General features: G+C 56.1%; 14 protein-coding genes. 5 read left to right on the plus strand and 9 right to left on the minus strand.

The window, feature by feature from the left end:
* Positions 1-40 precede the first annotated feature (40 nt).
* From phnE to ACH3PB_RS18835, 5 genes are all read right to left on the minus strand, one after another.
* On the minus strand, positions 41-838 hold the full coding sequence (phnE, locus tag ACH3PB_RS18815; RefSeq protein WP_416396998.1) for a phosphonate ABC transporter, permease protein PhnE: 798 nt from the start codon (positions 836-838) through the stop codon (positions 41-43).
* 12 nt (positions 839-850) lie between these two features.
* On the minus strand, positions 851-1,864 hold the full coding sequence (gene phnD, locus ACH3PB_RS18820; RefSeq protein ID WP_416396999.1) for a phosphonate ABC transporter substrate-binding protein: 1,014 nt from the start codon (positions 1,862-1,864) through the stop codon (positions 851-853).
* Positions 1,865-1,915: 51 nt separating this feature from the next.
* Positions 1,916-2,743 (minus strand): phosphonate ABC transporter ATP-binding protein, encoded by an 828-nt coding sequence (gene phnC / locus ACH3PB_RS18825; protein WP_416397000.1) that lies wholly within the window; start codon positions 2,741-2,743, stop codon positions 1,916-1,918.
* A 153-nt stretch (positions 2,744-2,896) separates the two neighbouring features.
* On the minus strand, positions 2,897-4,159 hold the full coding sequence (locus tag ACH3PB_RS18830; RefSeq protein ID WP_416397002.1) for an aminoacetone oxidase family FAD-binding enzyme: 1,263 nt from the start codon (positions 4,157-4,159) through the stop codon (positions 2,897-2,899).
* A 21-nt stretch (positions 4,160-4,180) separates the two neighbouring features.
* Positions 4,181-5,878: an FAD-dependent oxidoreductase gene (locus tag ACH3PB_RS18835; protein WP_416397003.1), complete on the minus strand. Its 1,698-nt coding sequence runs from the start codon at positions 5,876-5,878 to the stop codon at positions 4,181-4,183.
* A gap of 136 nt (positions 5,879-6,014) precedes the next feature.
* Here ACH3PB_RS18835 and ACH3PB_RS18840 point away from each other — a divergent pair, with 136 nt between their 5' ends.
* The 3 genes from ACH3PB_RS18840 (at position 6,015) to ACH3PB_RS18850 (ending at position 9,841) form a co-directional block, all read left to right on the plus strand.
* Complete coding sequence (locus tag ACH3PB_RS18840) at positions 6,015-7,517, plus strand: hypothetical protein (RefSeq protein ID WP_416397004.1); 1,503 nt, start codon at positions 6,015-6,017, stop codon at positions 7,515-7,517.
* Positions 7,518-7,595: 78 nt separating this feature from the next.
* The gene (wecB, locus tag ACH3PB_RS18845) at positions 7,596-8,726 is read left to right on the plus strand and encodes a non-hydrolyzing UDP-N-acetylglucosamine 2-epimerase (protein ID WP_416397005.1); all 1,131 of its coding nucleotides are present in this window, start codon (positions 7,596-7,598) and stop codon (positions 8,724-8,726) included.
* Entirely contained in the window at positions 8,723-9,841 is a 1,119-nt protein-coding gene (locus ACH3PB_RS18850) for a glycosyltransferase family 4 protein (protein WP_416397006.1), read from the plus strand. Before wecB ends, ACH3PB_RS18850 begins: the two co-directional genes overlap by 4 nt.
* Here ACH3PB_RS18850 and ACH3PB_RS18855 read toward each other — a convergent pair.
* Positions 9,836-10,801 (minus strand): SHOCT domain-containing protein, encoded by a 966-nt coding sequence (locus tag ACH3PB_RS18855; protein ID WP_416397007.1) that lies wholly within the window; start codon positions 10,799-10,801, stop codon positions 9,836-9,838. The two genes, ACH3PB_RS18850 and ACH3PB_RS18855, sit on opposite strands and share 6 nt — an antisense overlap.
* A gap of 185 nt (positions 10,802-10,986) precedes the next feature.
* Between ACH3PB_RS18855 and rluF the strand changes: the two genes are divergently transcribed.
* A complete protein-coding gene (rluF, locus tag ACH3PB_RS18860; protein ID WP_416397008.1) occupies positions 10,987-11,754 on the plus strand; it encodes a 23S rRNA pseudouridine(2604) synthase RluF in 768 nt (255 codons plus the stop codon).
* Positions 11,751-13,844 (plus strand): diguanylate cyclase domain-containing protein, encoded by a 2,094-nt coding sequence (locus ACH3PB_RS18865; RefSeq protein ID WP_416397010.1) that lies wholly within the window; start codon positions 11,751-11,753, stop codon positions 13,842-13,844. The genes rluF and ACH3PB_RS18865 overlap by 4 nt, the downstream gene beginning before the upstream one ends.
* A gap of 6 nt (positions 13,845-13,850) precedes the next feature.
* Here the strand turns inward: ACH3PB_RS18865 and ACH3PB_RS18870 are convergent, their stop codons facing one another.
* From ACH3PB_RS18870 to ACH3PB_RS18880, 3 genes are all read right to left on the minus strand, one after another.
* A complete protein-coding gene (locus ACH3PB_RS18870) occupies positions 13,851-14,699 on the minus strand; it encodes an ion transporter (protein WP_416397011.1) in 849 nt (282 codons plus the stop codon).
* Between the two features lie 105 nt (positions 14,700-14,804).
* Complete coding sequence (locus ACH3PB_RS18875; RefSeq protein ID WP_416397012.1) at positions 14,805-16,043, minus strand: RICIN domain-containing protein; 1,239 nt, start codon at positions 16,041-16,043, stop codon at positions 14,805-14,807.
* 64 nt (positions 16,044-16,107) lie between these two features.
* A complete protein-coding gene (locus ACH3PB_RS18880) occupies positions 16,108-17,043 on the minus strand; it encodes a hypothetical protein (protein WP_416397013.1) in 936 nt (311 codons plus the stop codon).
* Positions 17,044-17,251: the final 208 nt, after the last annotated feature.

Below are 17,251 nucleotides of genomic sequence, written 5' to 3' on the forward strand. Positions count from 1 at the left end.
GCCTCCACTTGTCTAGACAACGTGGGGCGATAAAACGGGCTCATATAAACCTCTTGCGTATTGCCTGTGAAGCCACGTCGAGCGCTGAAACGACCAGGATGATGATGATCATGATTGCGCAGGTCTGGGCGAACTGGAAACTGCGGATGTTCTCCCAGAGCAGCACACCGATACCCCCGGCGCCGACCATGCCGACAACTGTGGCTGACCTGACATTGGATTCGAATCGGTATAACGCGTACGAGATCCACAGCGGCATGATCTGCGGGATGACACCGTAGATGACTTCCTGCAAGGCGTTCGCTCCAGTCGCTCTAACGCCCTCCACAGGGCCGGGCTCGATGGCTTCGACAGCCTCGGCGAACAACTTGGCGAGTACGCCAGTGGTATGAATGAATAAGGCGAGTACCCCGGCGAAGGGTCCGAGGCCGACCGCTACCACGAACAGCATGGCGAAGACGATTTCGTTGATGGCCCTGAACGAATCCATCAATCGACGTAATGGCTGATGAATCCACCAGGGCGTAATATTTTCAGCACACAGGATGCCAAAGGGTACGGCGAGAATAACGGCAAGAAGAGTTCCCCAGAGCGCGATGTGCACTGTGGCGATCATCTCTTCGAGATACATGCGCCAGTTGGTGAAGTCTGGCGGGAAGAAGTCGGCAGCGAAGGTTGCCATGTTGCCACTATCCGTGATCAGGTCCATCGGGCGCATTTCTGCGCCATTCCAGGACCAGACCAGGACAGCCAGCAGCAGACCCCAGCCCAGCAGGCGGAACAAGCTGGGAGTCACTGGATCTTTGACGATCGGCGTAGGGGCTGTGACTGGTTGCATGCTCTTCTCCAACTACTGAACTGAAGCTTGCTGTTTTTCGATCATCGCCTGTCGCTTGCCGAGCTCGGTCAGCTGCTTGTCGATCGCAGCAATCTTCTCGGCTTTTTCAGCAGCCGCCATGCTCGCGTTCTGCTCAAGTTCCTGCTTCGATTTGAAAAGCTCCAGCTGACGGATCGGCAGCAGTTGGTCATTGCTGGACTCAACGAACGGTGCCCATTGCAAGGCCGCCAGTACTGCCTTCTCTGCAGCGTCTTCAGTGCCATAGGTTAGGAAGAAGTTCTTGATCTTGACCTTCATGGCTTCTGGTAGTTCCTTGTTCCAGACGATGGGATCGGCGGGAATAAGTGGGGATTTCCAAAGCACTTTCAGTTTGGCGTGTTGTTCAGGATTGGTGATTTCGAGCCGACGCAGATTTTCGGTATTGTTGGTGGCGACATCGAGTTGGCCATTGGCTACCGAAAGCAGGTTGACCTCATGACTGGCGTTGACGGTGCGCTTGAACGCAGTCTTGGGATCGACATTATTCAGTGCGAACACGTAATAGCCTGGAACGAGATAGCCTGAAGTCGAGTTGGGATCGCCGTTGCCAAAGTTCAGGTCCTTGGCGTTGTCCAGCACGTCCTGCATGGTGTTGAGCTTCTCGTTGTCCTTGCGGGCAATGAGGAGCGACCAGTAGCCGGGATTGCCTTCGTTATCGACGGTCTGCGCGAAGATCTCGCCGTTGGCACGATCAACCGCTTCCATGGCTGACTTGTTACCGTACCAGGCGACATCGACCTTACCGAAGCGCATGCCCTGGATGATGCCCGCGTAGTCCGAGGCGAAGAAGGCATTGACCTCGACACCTAGCTCTTCCTGCATGTCGTCGAGAAATGGTGTCCAGACCGATTTGAGATTCTGTGACGACTCTGTAGAAATGATGCCGAAATTGATTTCCTTGATGTCTTTATCTGCTGCCAGTGCGCTGCCGCTAGCGGCTACGGTCATTGTGGTGGCGAGTGAAAGTGTGCGAAGCCAATGTTTCATGTGTGTACTCCTGGACATGTGTTGAGCTGGTTTTCTTATGAATTGAAGTGGTCAGGCAATCGCCAGACCGCCGGCAATTTTCAGTGGTGGTCGAGTGGGTAGTTCTGGTTCGTCGCTGAATGTTGTGGTGCCATAGATAGCGTTGAGGCGCGCGGGCGTCAGCATCGTGGAAGGCCCGTCGAACACGATCCGCCCATCCTTGAGCGCAATCGCACGAGGGCAGAATTTGCAGGCGTAGTCGACTTGATGCAGGGTCACGACCACCGTTTTGCCGTCGCGGTCATTGATGTCGGCCAGAATCTCCATCACCTTGCGGGATGACTCGGGGTCAAGCGATGCAATGGGTTCATCGGCGAGAATGAGTTCTGCCTGCTGGGTGAGGGCGCGGGCAATTGCCACACGCTGTTGCTGACCACCAGAAAGACGGGAGGCGCGCTGATTGACGAAAGCATCCATGCCGACCCGGCGTAGCGACTCCAGCGCCAGAGCCTGTTCCTCCTTGGTAAAAAAGCTGAGGCAGCCACGCCAGGTGGCTATCCTGCCGAGAGCGCCGATCAGCACATTGCTCATGACACTCATGCGATTGACGAGGTTGTACTGCTGAAAGATGTAACCGATTTTCGAGCGGGTCTGACGAACGTCAGAGTCAAGCTTGCCGTTGACCTGCACCGGGGCACCGAGCACATCTATTCGGCCCTGTTCCCGATCACCCTGCGATAATCCAGCGAGATGTCGAAGCAGCGTAGACTTGCCTGAACCTGATGGACCAATCAGCGCGACCATCTCCCCCGGGGCTATAGTCAGGCTGACATCATGAAGTGCTTTTCCACCCTTGCCGAAGGTCTTCGACAGATTGGTGACGCGTATGACTGATTCCATAAAGCCTCTCGATGCCGTGCGTCTGGTGGCGCAGCTGGCGTATTGATTCGAAGGGCTTCAGTATCGGGATGGGTTGTGACACTGCCATGTCGTCTAGATGACTCATTCATGACAGTTAAATGAATACTTGGCAGGCGCCGGAAGAGGCTGTACTTATAAGGCTTCGGCCAGGCCGTTGCCAGCGAGATAGCCACCGGTCCAGGCAGCCTGAAAATTGAATCCTCCAGTCAAAGCGTCGATGTCGATGACTTCACCCGCCAGGAACAGACCGGGAAACCGGCGCGCGGCGAAATTTCGAAAGTCGATTTCGGAGCGTGCGACGCCCCCAGCAGTTACGAACTCGTCCTTGTTCGTGCTTTTGCCGTTTATTCGCAGCACGCTGTTGGTGAGTATGTCGGCCAGACGGCGCGCTTCCTCGCGGCCGAGATCGGCCCAACGTTGATCCTGATCAATGCCCGCGTGCTCCGCCAAACTCGCGAACAGCCGCGTAGGCAGTGAAAACGGACTATTGCCGATTACCTTTTTCTTTGCCAGAGCGGGACGAGCGTCATTAATCCCGGCAAGGCATTCTGCAGCTGTGCAGTTGCCTAGCCAGTTGATGCGCAGCCCGAACTGATACTCACAGGCTGCAAGTGCGGTCGCGCCCCATGCAGAGAGACGTAGAATGGCTGGCCCGCTCACGCCACGATGAGTGATGAGCAAAGGGCCGCTGGCTTCAGTATTCGACCGCGCGCCTGGTATTTCGATTTGGACATGAGCGTCCTGTACGCTGACGCCTGCAAGATCTCGCAAGCGAGTGTCGCGCGTGTCGAATGCGAACAGGGACGGGACCGCTGGCACGATATCGAGACCCAGGGCCGCCAGCGAACGCCAGATGTGCGGACTGCTCCCGGAGCAGACGATCACCGCGTCGCCTTCGAATACTGACTGTCCTGCCGTGGACACGCGCCAGCGCGATGCCGAAGTTCCAGGCTCCTGATCGGCTGGCTCAATCGTGCCCACCCTCTGATTCAGCAGCTGTCTGACGCCGAGTCGATTCGCCGCAGCAAGCAAGGCATCTATGATAGTTTGAGATGAGTCCGAGACGGGGAACATCCGACCATCCTGCTCAGTCTTGAGCGCGACACCTTCTGCTTCGAACCAGGCGACGGTATTCATGGCGCCGAAATGATAGAAGGGGCCGAGTAACTCCTTTTCACCACGCGGGTAAAAGGTGACGAGGTCGCTCGCGTCGGGACAATCATGCGTGACATTGCAGCGTCCGCCGCCGGAGATCCGAACCTTGCCGAGCGGGGAAGAACTACCTTCGAGGATGGTGATGCGCGCCTCGCGCCCGGAGGCCTTGAAGGCGGTGGCGGCAGAGATTGCAGCGAAATAACCGGCTGCACCACCGCCTACGATCAGAATTTCTTTCATTATGACTCAACGTATTTGAATTTAGTCAGTCAGACCATTGAGATAAGCATGAACATGCTGCACGCAGACGGAGCCTTCACCCACACCGGACGCAACACGCTTCACAGAGCCGGCGCGTACATCGCCCACAGCAAATACGCCCTCTATGGAAGTTGTGAATGCTGAAGAAGGTTGTGCGCCCTTGACCATCGCGCCTGTGACGACGAAGTCCTCGCTGTCCAGCTGAAGACAGTCGCGGAGCCAGTCTGTGTTAGGCACAGCGCCGATCAGTACGAATACGTTCCGGATATCGTGTGTCTGTGCTGACTCGTCACGCGTCTGCCAGCTCACCTGTTTGAGAAACCGGTCACCTTCGAGGGCCGTCAGTTCGGTTGCAGTATGGACGCTTATGGATGAGGAGTCTTCTATGCGCTGTATCAAATAGTCCGACATGGTCTCGGTCAGTGTATCTTCACGGACCAGCATATGAACCTGTCTTGCATGTCTCGAAAGAAAGACGGCAGCCTGACCTGCGGAATTGCCGCCACCCACGACCACCACGTTTTCTCCTGAGCACAGCTGAGCCTCCATTGCTGTAGCTGCGTAATGGATGCCCTGACCTTCGTACTGGCTGTAGTTCGACAAATCCAGCCTTCTGTAGGTGGCCCCCGTCGCAATGACTACGGCTTTGGCGCTCACACTGCATTCGTCGTCGATATGAATGATGAATGGGCGGGTAGAGCAGTCGAGACGACTGGCCGGTCGCGAAACGGCGAAACGGGCACCAAACTTCTGCGCCTGAATCCAGGCTCGACCTGCCAGCGCCTGACCTGAGATGCCTACCGGGAATCCGAGGTAATTTTCGATCTTGGAGCTGGTGCCAGCCTGACCACCGGGCGCTTCGACTTCGATGACCAGCGTGCTAAGGCTCTCGGATGCCGCGTACACTGCCGCCGAGAGACCGGCCGGGCCGGCGCCGACCACAATCACGTCGTAGACCTTGTTCTGCTCCAGGTTCTCGGTAAGGCCAAGCTGGTCCGCGAGTTCGGGATTGGTCGGCTGGTAAAGCACAGCCTGACGGGGGCTTACGACCACCGGCAGGCGTGACATGTCTATGTGGTGATTGCCTGCAAAACTTTCCGCCTCTGTAGAGCCGTCGGCTATCAGCAGATGGCTCGGGTAGCCATTTCGTTCGAGGAAACGACGGATTCTGAGGCTTTCGCCGTCGCCTGCTTCAGCGAAGATGGTCACACCAGCCTGCTCATGATTGAGGACGCCGGTACGGCGAAGGATAAGCGCGCGCATGATGATGTCGCTTATGTCCTGCTCTGCACTCATCATTCGGTAGAACTGGGGGCGGGGAATCCGCAGCACCTCTGTTGGCTCTGCAGCACGGGCCCCAACCAGTACCATCCTGTCATTGAAGAGATCCAGCTCTCCACTGAATTGTCCTGCCTCGTGAACCGTGAGGACGTGCGACACATTATCTGTATCAAGTTCGTAGATCTCGATACTGCCACTGAGTACAAGCAGGAAGTCGACCCCTCGGTCGCCACGTGAGAAGAGGACGTCGCCCTTGTCGTGCCTTTCGAGGCTGCCATAAGGCTTCAGACGTTCTATTGCCTCGTCATCGAGCCTGGCAAAGGTCTGCTGTTCTCGAGCATAGGGGTCACTCGGATCGGTCGCATCGTTGAGCGCTTGTCGCTCCGGCTTCGTTCGGCTTGTTGTGTCATGCGTCATCGCAGGTCCTCCAGTATTGCGGTAGTCGTATGTGCCGATGACTGGCAGACCGCCTGCGTGGTAGCATTCGCGCCCGAGATGGCGACGTATATGCCGCAAGCCAGTCCTCATTTTCACTCAATCTGACATGCGTACGATGCCGTTGAAACAAAGTCTTACTATCCTCCTGAATCGAAGTGTTGAACATCCCTATGTGACGACACTGGTGCTCTGCCTGCTCGGTGCACTGATCAAGATACTGCTGGTGAGTTATCCGCTCAGTAGCGACGGGGCGCTTTATCTGACTGTAGCGAGGGTCTTTTCGCAGGAGGGGCTCGAAGCGGCGCTTGCGCTGTACTACTATCCTTTTCTTTCGATTCTCATTTCGCTCGTCAGCAGTGCTACCGGTCTGAGCCTGCTGCACGCGGGCCACGTGGTGTGCGTTGGACTGGCGACGCTTACAAGCCTGAGTTTCGTCTATATCGTAAGACAGCACGACCGGGGATGGACCACCACCCTGGCGGCAGTGCTGCTTATCGTTCTGCTGCCTCAGCTCAACGAGTTGAAAGAGCAGGTCTATCGGGATTGGGGGCTCTGGGCCTTTTCGCTTGCGGCCCTGGCCAGTCTGATTCACTTCGAACGCGGTGCGCCTCGGTGGTTCTTTTTGCTCTGGTTCGTTCTGCAGCTGCTCGCCGGCCTGTTCAAGCAGGAAGGATTCGTGCTGTTATTGGCGCCGTTTGTTCTCGCATTTACCGGGGGCAGCCGCACGCGGGTCTTTCGTTCGCCGCTGGTGCTGGGCTGTGGTATCGCGTTCAGTGTGCTGGTGGGTGTGCTGTATTATCTGAATCAGGACGATCTGCATTGGGCAATGCAGCACACTGATCGACTCAGCAGAATTCCAGCCACTATTTCGACGCAGTCCGCCATACTCGGTGAGACGGTTCTGAACGAATACTCCGACCGTCACGCGACCGGGCTCTATCTCTGGATGCTGGCTGTACTGTTGCTGCTTTCATTGATCAAGGCTTTCAAGACCGCGATCATTATTCCAGTGCTGTACCTGCTTACGAAAGCGTGGCGCGTCAGCGCGGTGGCGCCGGCACTGAAGGCTTACATTGCGCTGGCTGCCCTGCCAGTGGCCATGTTCTGCATCGAATATCAGTTCGTCGCCGCCCGCTATATCATGCTTCTGGTGTTGCTGATTCTTGCTGCTGTATTGCCGGGACTCATTCAACAGCGCAGCAGATTTCCGAAATCGGCCAGAGTGTTCGCCATCCTGCTGGGTCTCACGCTCATAGTTGAAAGTTTCTCGGTCTCAGTCTTCGAAGACAGCCATTTGAAATCGGCCGAGCGATGGATTGAAGACAACACCTCGCCTGAGGCAAGCGTCTTCAGCAACGCGCGTGCCATCACCTTTGTGCTTGATCGAATGGATAAGCCTCGCGACGCGATGACCGATCATCCTGTCGGCGCAGAGGATCGCTACGACTATTACCTGCATCTCAGCAGTCGTAAGCAGCCAAGTGCCCCACCGTTCCAGACGGGGGAGCCTGTGGCCACTTTCTCGGCCGAGAAGGGCAAGAAGGCAGAAATCTTCCACCTGCGGGATCAGGATGTAGATGCTTCAGGTGCGGCAGAGGCCGAGCGCCCCTCGCACTGAGATCTGCTTGTGGCAGAGCCCATGCGAGGTTAACCTCGATCCTTGAATCTGGATTACCTGAAGAGGGAACAAGTCGGAATGCGAATGCTGCTGGTCTTTGGAACGCGGCCTGAGGCTATCAAGATGGCACCGCTGGTGCGTCAACTGAAACTCACCGACTGCGATGTGAGAGTCTGCGTCACTGCTCAGCACAGGGCCATGCTCGATCAGGTGCTGTCGCTTTTCGGGATAGAGCCTGATTACGATCTCGATGTCATGTTGCCTAACCAGGATCTCACCGATCTCACAGCGCGCTTACTGCCGGGGCTCCGGGATGTACTAAAGGATTTTCAACCCGACTGGGTCGGCGTCCACGGCGATACGTCGACCACACTCACTGCCAGTCTTGCTGCCTTCTATCAGCAAGTCCCAGTGTTTCACGTCGAGGCGGGCCTGCGTACAGGGAACATGCGTTCGCCCTGGCCGGAAGAAATGAACCGGCGCCTGACCGGGTCACTGGCTCAGCTGCATTTTGCGCCGACCGAGATGGCCAGGCAGAATCTGCTGAAGGAGAATATTGCCGAATCACAGATTCTCGTTACCGGTAATACTGTCATTGACGCACTTCTATCGGTCGTGGCGCAGCTGCGGGACAACGAAGCGATCGCGGCGTCTTGTCGTGCGGCGCTTCCGCTTTCTGACGAAGTGCTTTCAGCGAAGGTTCTGCTGGTTACCGGTCATCGGCGCGAAAATTTTGGGCGGGGCTTCGAAAACATCTGCGAGGCTTTGAAGGCGCTGGCGTCGGCGAAACCGGATTTGCAGATAGTCTACCCGGTACACCTTAATCCTAACGTGCGCGAGCCGGTCAATCGTATTCTCAAAGCGGTGAACAATGTTCACCTGATCGAGCCTCTCGAGTACCTGCCCTTTGTCTACCTGATGATGAAATCCCATATTGTCCTGACTGATTCCGGAGGGGTTCAGGAAGAAGCGCCTTCGTTGGGCAAGCCTGTACTGGTCATGCGTGATACTACAGAACGACCGGAAGCCGTGGCAGCGGGCACGGTTCGGCTGGTTGGCACCGACGGCGCCAGAATCACTGAAGGCGTACTGGCGCTCCTGGATGACGAGGCGCTCTACCAAAGTATGGCCTTCGCCCATAACCCCTATGGTGACGGGAAAGCGGCCGCAAGAATAACCGATCGCCTGCTCAGGGAATCCTCGCTATGAAGGCCATGAAAGTCGTGATGGTTTCGAACGAATTTCCACCGAGTGTGGGCGGTGTACAGACGCACGTGCACGAGCTTGCCAAGGCGATGGTGGCCCAGGGCAATCGAGTGGTCGTCGTGACCCGAAAGTCGGATGCGGCTCTGCCAGATTCAGAAATTATGGATGGCATCGACGTTCGTCGCTATCCGCTGCCGGACAGTCACTTCTTCTATGACTTCAGGTTGCGACGAATACTCAGGAAACTGGTTACATCCGAGGGGTTTGAAGTACTGCACATTCATGGGATGCGTCCACTGGCAGCATCCCGGGGTCTCGGCGTGCCGGTCATATTCACCAACCATACCTCCTCCTTCCTCAAAAGGGCGACTCAAGGGGGCAAGGTGCTGGAAAAGATGCGCCGACAGCTAATCATTGCAGACATGGTGCTGGCGCCGAGCGACGAGCTCGTTCAGGCGACGCTCGCGACCGGTTATGACAAGCCAACCCGCTTCATATCCAACGGTGCCGACACGACTCGCTTCTACCCCCGCGCTTCTGATTTGCGCTCGGCCTTGAGTATTCCCTCGGATGCCTTCGTAGCAGTATTGGCGAGACGATTGGTGGAGAAGAACGGCGTGCTCTACTTTGCCCGGGCAATAGCCTCCCTTGAACTTCCGGACTTGCATGTCATAGTCGCCGGCGATGGCGCGGAAAGAGATGAATTCGAGCGAATTACCAAGTCAGGTGGACTCTCCGGACAGGTTCACATGCTTGGTGCAGTAGCCAACGCGGAAATGCCCGAGGTGTTTAGCGCTGGAAATGTGGGCATTCTGCCCTCCCTGATGGAAGCGACCAGCATCGCTGGACTTGAAGCGATGGCCTGTGGGCTACCGCTGATCGGCACCAGAGTGGGGGGCATTCCCGTCATTATCGACGATCGACGCTCCGGCATTCTCGTCGACCCTCGGTCGCCTGAAGCGCTTGCGAGTGCAATCACCGAGCTTTATGAAGACAGGGCCTTAGCAGCCGCCATGGGTAAGATCAGTCTCGAAATCGCCAGACAGAAGTTTTCCTGGGATGTCATCGCGACTACAACCATCGGCTGCTATCGAGAAGCACAGCAGCAGTATTTATAGCCGCTTGAGCAACTCAGTCTTCTTCGTCGCGTACTCGTCTTCGCTGATGTAGCCCTTATCTTTCAGGCCCGCCAACTTTTCGATGGCGGCGAACACATCGCTTTCGGCCAGGCTGGATGAATCCGACTGCTGCGGAAGTGGCTGTGACTGATTCACATTCTGCTGTGGCGCCTGGTCGAACTGGTTGGTCTGGTTCGATGAACTGTTCTGACTGGCGCTCTGGTTCGAGTCCTGGTTCTGATCGACACCGTCAGCAGAAATGATTGGCAGCTGGTTGGCATTCACCAGGCCGTACTGACTGGTAAACGTCAGCGAGGTATCGCCGCCCTGTTGCTGTGAAACACCGCCGATCTGATGATCCAGCGTGTCATACACGGTCACTTGCCCATTTCGCTCGACCGCAAGACGATGCGTCGCAGGAAAAACGGCGTAGCGAATATTGTTCTGCCCGCCGGTAGACGACGCCGCGCCAAGGCCGTCCGGCCACCAGTTGTTGAAACTGTTGTTGCCGCCGAACATGCCGCCCTGGGCGAAGTTGCCCTGCTGCTGGGAGTTGCCTTGGCTCTGATACCCGCCGCCCTGACCCTGCTGCTGAAAGCCACCACCGCTACTTTGCTGCTGACCGTAGCCACCATTGTTCTGCTGCTGACCGGAATTGCTGTAGCTCGGCTTTTTTACCGGCACGAACAATTGTTCCTGCTGCTGGAGCAGTCGTGACAGCTCGCCGCAGACGTTGTCTACCGAGGCCTTGAGACCATAATTGAACATGTCGCCAACCATGGTCATCCCCCCCTGCATCCACTGCCCGCCACCGCCGAACTCGGGACAGTTGAACTGCGCCATGCTGCCATTGCCATTCATGACGGCATAGAGCATGCACATGATGGCATCGGTAGACACGCCGTAGCGGGAAGCCATATCGTTGATGGTGCGTTGGCCATATTCGGTGAGGGTTTGCATTTCAAATTCTCCATGGATTGCAGTGGTCTGTTTCGGCAGAATGTCAGTTGAAGACGCCGTTTCAGAGTGACTACGGGATAAACTGAAATGGGACGAGCTGTTTACTGAAAAGGGCAGACTGTTCGGTCAGTCTATCAGATCCCGCCGGCGAACATTCTTTATTCTGGATTAAGGATACGAATAGATTGACGAGTCCCGAAGGCAAGCGCCTCAACAAATTCATCAGCGAGTCTGGCTATTGCTCCAGACGAGAGGCAGACAAGCTTATCGAGCAGAACCGTGTGCTACTCAATGGTCGGATTCCGGAGCTCGGCACGCGTGTGATGGATGGTGATCACGTGCAGGTTGATGGTCGTCGCATTGGCGCCATTGATGCGAGTCATGAAGATCGGGTCTATATTGCTTATAACAAGCCCGTCGGCATCACCTGCACGACGGAGCGTCATGTTCGAGGTAACATCATCGACGCGATCGGTCATAAAGAGCGAATTTTCCCGATCGGCCGGCTCGACAAGCCTTCCGAAGGGCTCATTTTTCTCACCAGCGACGGCGATATCGTCAACAAGATCCTGCGGGCGGAAAACGCACACGACAAGGAATATCTGGTGACGGTCGACCGTCCACTTACGCCCCAGTTTGCAACGCAGATGGCGAAGGGTGTTCCAATTCTCGACACCGTAACCCGCCCCTGTACCGTCGAGCTGCTGGGTCGTCATGAATTCCGTATCATCCTCACCCAGGGCCTCAACCGACAGATTCGCCGCATGTGTGAGTATCTCGGCTATGAGGTGACTCGCTTGCGCCGGACCCGAATCATGATGGTCGGTATTGGTAAGCTGAGACCGGGTCAGTGGCGTGATCTCACCCGGGACGAGCTGACTCAGATCCGAAAGGCCGTAGCTGGATCCACCAAGGTAGCCAAAACGAACAACAGAGCCGCTTCGTCGCCATGAGCATCCGGGTCAAGACCGGGCTTACGCTCACCTTCGGCGCGATAGCACTCGTGCTGACGCTGGCGCTGAGCCTCTTGCTTGGTTATAGCGCCGGCAAGCGTGTGGTGCAGGAGCGCGGGGTGGCTATGGCCGACCTTGCGAAACAGGTGGCCAGGCGCCTCAACAATGGTCTCGAATCCCATCTTAATGATCTCAGTGTGGTGGCTTCGGTCTCGACTTCAACAGGATTATTTCTGCAGCGTGCGGGCGCGACGCGCCTTTGGCTGAACGAGTTGCAAAAAGTTTACCCGAGTTATGTCTGGATCGGTTTTGTCGATACCTCCGGCCAGGTCGTGGTCAGTACCGGGCAACTTCTCGAAGGCGCCGGCGTCTCAGATCGGCCCTGGTTTCAGGCAGGGCGGGAAGCAGTGTACTTCGGCGATGTCCATGCCGCAGTGTTGCTTGAGGCGCTCTTGCCGCCTCGCAACGAACCCCGAAGGTTCCTGGACATCGCGCTGCCGGTGAAACTGGCTACCGGCCAGAACGCAGTCCTTGCCGCCTATCTCGATTGGGGCTGGGCAAAGGCCCTGGCAGAATCGGTAGTGTCCGCGGTATCCATTCATGGACCCGTCGAAGCGGTAATCGTCGACAGCAGGGGCCAGGTTCTGCTTGGTCCACCCGACCTGGAAGACACAGTCGTTGATGACCTCGTAGAGCTTGCTAGCGAGAGTGGCAGTAATTACGTTCTCCATCGCTGGCCCGACAATGAGGCTTACCTGACCGGCTATACCGATACCGGCGGCCTATCTGCATTGGACAGCCTCGGCTGGCAGGTAATAGTTCGACAGAACAACGATTTTGCCATGAAATCGGTCGACGAGCTGCAATCGCGGGTGCTCCTGATAGGCTTGACGCTCGCGCTACTATTCATGCTGTTGATAGGCTGGGTCGCCGGCTGGATCACTAAACCACTAGAAGTGCTGACTGATATCGCAGAGCGGCTGCGAAGAGGTGACCGGCGCATCAGCTTTCCTGAACGTGTGTATTATCAGGAGGGACAACACCTCGTCTCGTCTCTCGAGTCATTGTTCAAGGAATTGCTCGAGCATGATGCAGAGCTCGAAGCAGCCAATCAGCACCTCGAAGCAAGAGTGAAGGAGCGCACAGCAAACTTGCAGCAGGCTCTCGATGCGCTCGAAGCAAGTGATTTCCGCTTGCGTACCATCACAGACAATCTGCCAGTGCTGATTGCCTACGCCGATGCCGAAGAACGATACCAGTTCAACAACGCGACCTTCAGTGACTGGTTTGGCGTGGATGCCGATGAATTGAAGGGGCGGACCATCAAGTCTTTCATTGGTCCTGAAAACTACGAGAATTCAAAGTCCTATATACAGCGAGTGCTGGCAGGGGAACGTGTTGCTTACGAGCGGCAGCATACCCAGCCGGACGGTAGCGAACGCTACATTGGCGTCACCTACGTACCAAATATCGCCGACGGAGCGGCGGGTCAGAAAACTGCTGGCAATGCCGCTGGCGTGCTTGGATTTTACATCCTGGTGCAGGACATCAGCCTGGCAAAGCAGGTGGAAAAGTCACTACAGTTCCAGGCCACGCATGACGGTCTGACCGGCGCACTCAACAGACGTGGGATGGAGGAGTTGCTTGATACCGCTCTGGCCCGCAGCAGTCGGAACAGACGAGCACTGGCCGCGGCATTCATCGATCTGGATCGCTTCAAGCAGATCAACGACACCTACGGGCACAATGCCGGAGATCTGCTCCTCAAGACAGTGGTCGAACGACTGCAGCACGTTATAAGAAAAACAGATAGCGTCGCGCGCCTCGCGGGTGATGAATTCGTGGTCGTGCTGGAAGGCCTTTCGGAGACCGACGATGACTACGAAGGGCTCGCCAGGAAAATGTCTGATGCTATTGGTGCACCGGTCGAGCTTGAAAATGGGGACTCGATTTCGGTGACCGCCAGCATCGGAATGGCTATCACGTACGATGCCGAGCTCAGCCCGGAAGAACTCATCAAACGGGCGGACCTGGCCATGTATGAAGCCAAGCGCACTGGTCGCAATGGCTTCCATATTGAATGTCAGTAGACCCGCCTAGGCCTTCGAGTCAGTGCCTTCCATCTTTGCGCTGCCATCGATGCTCCGCTGCAATTCAACCAGCTGTGCCTGTATCTGGGTCAGCTGCAGCGCCATATTATCGCGCTCATCCTTCGCCTCTCCCAAGGCCTGCTTGTTGGTTTCGGCCGTCATTACCTCCAGTATCGCGCCAACCATCATGTTGAGAAATATAAAAGCGGTCAGGAAAATGAAGGTGAGATAATAGATCCAGCTCAGCGGGTGATGCACCATCGTCTCATACATGACATCTGTCCAGTCCTCGAAGGTGGCTATCCGGAACAGTGTCAGCATCGAAATAGACAAGTCGCCCCAGAGCTCAGGATTGATCTTTTCGAACATCAGCGAGCCGACTGCGCCATAGATGTAGAAGATGATGAACATGAGCAGGGCTATGTAGCCCATTCGAGGTATCGCCTTGAGCAGGGCCGTGATCAGGTATCTCAGTTCGGGCACGACTGATACCAGGCGAAGCACTCTGAAAACCCGTAGCAAGCGCCCGATAAGTACCGACCCAGCTTGCTCCAGAGGAATCAGGCTGCCTATCACGATGATGGTATCAAACAGGTTCCAGGGGTCACGAAAAAAGCGTTTCTTGTCAGGATGAACAGTGAGGCGTAGCAGAATTTCGATCAGGAAGAATATCGTGATCCCCCAGTCCAGGACGGTAATCGCCTGCTCCATGAATGGTGGGATCGAATAAGTCTTCGCGCCTATCGTCAACGCGGAGATAACGATGATTGTAATGACGGAGATCTGGAAATACCGGCTAGACTCGATGGCAGAAAGCCATCTGACAAGCGGCGAGTTATTGGCTGTGTTCGGCATGTTTATCGGCGTCTCGATGCTTGGGAGCGGCCGATTCTAGGCTGGGACCAGCAAATGGCAAGCATAAAAAAGCCCGGACTGGCCGGGCTTCTCGATCTGGAGTAATTACATCGCCTTGAGCGAGAACTTCTGATTGCTTCCACCAGTGGCGCTGTACTGCTGAACCGCGGCACGGTTGTCAGAGTTGTTGCCACGGATGTCCAGATATTTACCGCTGCGTCTGTTGACCACATTCACATGGCTCCCTGTGGTCTGGAACTTCCACAGATGGCTGTGGTTACTGGTGTCACAGGTCGCCTGGACCAGACGGGCACGATCGGATGTGCTGTTGCTCTCGATCGACAGACACTTGCCGGAGTGCTTTGCTTTCAGCGTCATGTAGTCACCAACGGCTGTCGCTGTGTATTGCTGGTTGAGACCGCCGTGACAGGTCCACTGAGCCAGGGTGCCGCCATCAACTTTGCTATTGCCGCTCACATCCAGACACTTGCCGCTATGCGCTGCAACGAAGCTGTAAGTCTTGCCGGCAGCTGGTGTCGGGTTTGTCGTGACAGGCGCCGGGCTAGTAGACACGGGCGCTGAACTGACAGTTGGTTTGAACGCCGCAATTTCGGCTTTGACGTTGTTGATGGCCAGGGCAGAGTCTGCTTCGCCTGGCTTGCCTGCTGGAATGCCGCAAGGCTGACCATTGCAAGAGACGTTCGGGTTGGAAAACTTGCCCATTCGCGAGGTCGAGTACACATGGGCGTAGGCCATGATGGTGCTGAACGAGTAGTCCACGCCATGACCCAGACCATAGGCGTAACGATAACCGCCAGTATTGCCCTGCTTGCGGGAGTGGTTGAGACCCATGTTGTGACCGAGCTCGTGAGCCATGGTCATTGGCCCGCACTGTGGACCAACGATGCTATAGGCATAGGCTGCGAGTACAGAAATATAACCGATACCACAGCTGGCTTTCGGGCTCATCATGACGACGAAATCTGCGCCGAGCTTATCGCGCTGAGTACGCATGTCGGCGTTCGCCTGAAGGCTGCGCAGCATGGTTGACATGTCTGAGGATGCTTCTTCGTGGAGAACGGTGCCTACAAGGCGGAGCTGGACATCGATCTGGGAATTCGCATAGTAACCATTGATCTGGTTGACCCAGCTCTGCATGGCAACCGCTGGCTCACCGCCAAGCTTGGTTTTCGCTGCACTGTCATAGGCAACGAGTACATCGACGGTCGCGGCGCTCGCGACTGCTGACATGAGCAGGCCGCTCGCGCAGGCTGCGGAAAAAACAGTTTTCCTGAAGCTCTTCTGGGTGCTCTGGCTTCGTGTTTTGGCTACGGCGTGAAACATTTTTCTCTAACTCCAATCTACTGCAAAGGTTAGGCTGACCGGCGAAAGGACAGCATCTTAGAAATCAGGAATTCGTGTTCTCGGGAGGTAGTATTCCGTCTTCTTCTTCCGTGTTCTTGAACAGGGTGCCGGTGGGGACTATCCAACCGGCTTCCGCTCTGGACTCCACCATGTAGACGCCGTTTGGTGTGGTGATGCCGCCAACGGTAATGGCTTCACCCTGCGTAATAGACACCTGGTTTTCTTCTTCGAAGTCAGTGATCCGGCCGTGCCAGGTCACTGCGCCGGACGTGCCGACTTCGACCCGCTCGACTTCCATCTGCATCATGCCGCCTTCGAATGCCACCGGCAGTTCGATAAGGTCACCTGCCACAAGTGATTCGATCTTCATGCGATCGACGCTGAGAAATTCGCGACCGTCGTGCTGCTCTTCAAGCGTCAGGTCCAGCGCCTCAACAGCGCTGTCGTTAACGGCCCAGGGTGCGGGCGTCGCCAGTGCGGCCAACACGGCTTCTGCATCGAAGGGCTTGCCATCTCTGCGCGCCTGCATCTCGATCATGCGAGTCTCGAGATCCGGATAGCTGGCATTAGTGTTGATCTCTTCGTATCGGGCTTCCTGCTGCGCAGTAACCGTGAAACCGAAGTCGCTATTCTCGTCAATCAGGTGCTCGGCCGCGAAAGCGTCTTCTACGGAGGCGATTGCCACTGGGGAGTCGACCGCAGGAAGGTCCTCAGCTGTCGCTGATACGGCTACTGGAGCCTCCACCAGCACCGGCGTTGCCCACGCGTTGCTATATGCATTGCTGAGCTCAGCCTGCGGCGCGGTGGCGACTGCTCCAGTGGCAGAGTCGATTTGATCAAGCATGTCGTTGCTGGCAATCGTGATAGCTACAGCAATAGCCGTCAGGGAGGCAGTGGACGCCATCCAGAAAAGTGGCTTGCGTAGCAACTGCTCAGTGCCTTTGGCTTTAACTCGTTTCGGCTTGCTTGATCGATTCATTTTGACTGAATTCCCGTCTGGCTGAATTTCATACATCGGCAGAACATGATCGAATAGTAGACTGCTTCTGCGACGGAAAAGCGGCGGGAATCCGCGGAAATTCGAAAGTAAACATTTCCACGCTTGATGAAATGGAAAAGCAACAGATTGTTACAGGTTTCGAGTCAAGAAAATGGCAGATTGAAGGGGTGCGTACTAATGCGTAGAG

Source organism: Allohahella sp. A8, from assembly GCF_047946665.1.
Taxonomy (GTDB): domain Bacteria; phylum Pseudomonadota; class Gammaproteobacteria; order Pseudomonadales; family Oleiphilaceae; genus Allohahella.

Excerpts from the sequence above, each read along its gene's own strand:
- phnE (WP_416396998.1), bottom strand. The coding sequence starts at position 838 with ATGCAACCAGTCACAGCCCCTACGCCGATCGTCAAAGATCCAGTGACT.
- phnD (WP_416396999.1), bottom strand. The coding sequence starts at position 1,864 with ATGAAACATTGGCTTCGCACACTTTCACTCGCCACCACAATGACCGTA.
- phnC (WP_416397000.1), bottom strand. The coding sequence starts at position 2,743 with ATGGAATCAGTCATACGCGTCACCAATCTGTCGAAGACCTTCGGCAAG.
- ACH3PB_RS18830 (WP_416397002.1), bottom strand. The coding sequence starts at position 4,159 with ATGAAAGAAATTCTGATCGTAGGCGGTGGTGCAGCCGGTTATTTCGCT.
- ACH3PB_RS18835 (WP_416397003.1), bottom strand. The coding sequence starts at position 5,878 with ATGACGCATGACACAACAAGCCGAACGAAGCCGGAGCGACAAGCGCTC.
- ACH3PB_RS18840 (WP_416397004.1), top strand. The coding sequence starts at position 6,015 with ATGCCGTTGAAACAAAGTCTTACTATCCTCCTGAATCGAAGTGTTGAA.
- wecB (WP_416397005.1), top strand. The coding sequence starts at position 7,596 with ATGCGAATGCTGCTGGTCTTTGGAACGCGGCCTGAGGCTATCAAGATG.
- ACH3PB_RS18850 (WP_416397006.1), top strand. The coding sequence starts at position 8,723 with ATGAAGGCCATGAAAGTCGTGATGGTTTCGAACGAATTTCCACCGAGT.
- ACH3PB_RS18855 (WP_416397007.1), bottom strand. The coding sequence starts at position 10,801 with ATGCAAACCCTCACCGAATATGGCCAACGCACCATCAACGATATGGCT.
- ACH3PB_RS18865 (WP_416397010.1), top strand. The coding sequence starts at position 11,751 with ATGAGCATCCGGGTCAAGACCGGGCTTACGCTCACCTTCGGCGCGATA.
- ACH3PB_RS18870 (WP_416397011.1), bottom strand. The coding sequence starts at position 14,699 with ATGCCGAACACAGCCAATAACTCGCCGCTTGTCAGATGGCTTTCTGCC.
- ACH3PB_RS18875 (WP_416397012.1), bottom strand. The coding sequence starts at position 16,043 with ATGTTTCACGCCGTAGCCAAAACACGAAGCCAGAGCACCCAGAAGAGC.
- ACH3PB_RS18880 (WP_416397013.1), bottom strand. The coding sequence starts at position 17,043 with ATGAATCGATCAAGCAAGCCGAAACGAGTTAAAGCCAAAGGCACTGAG.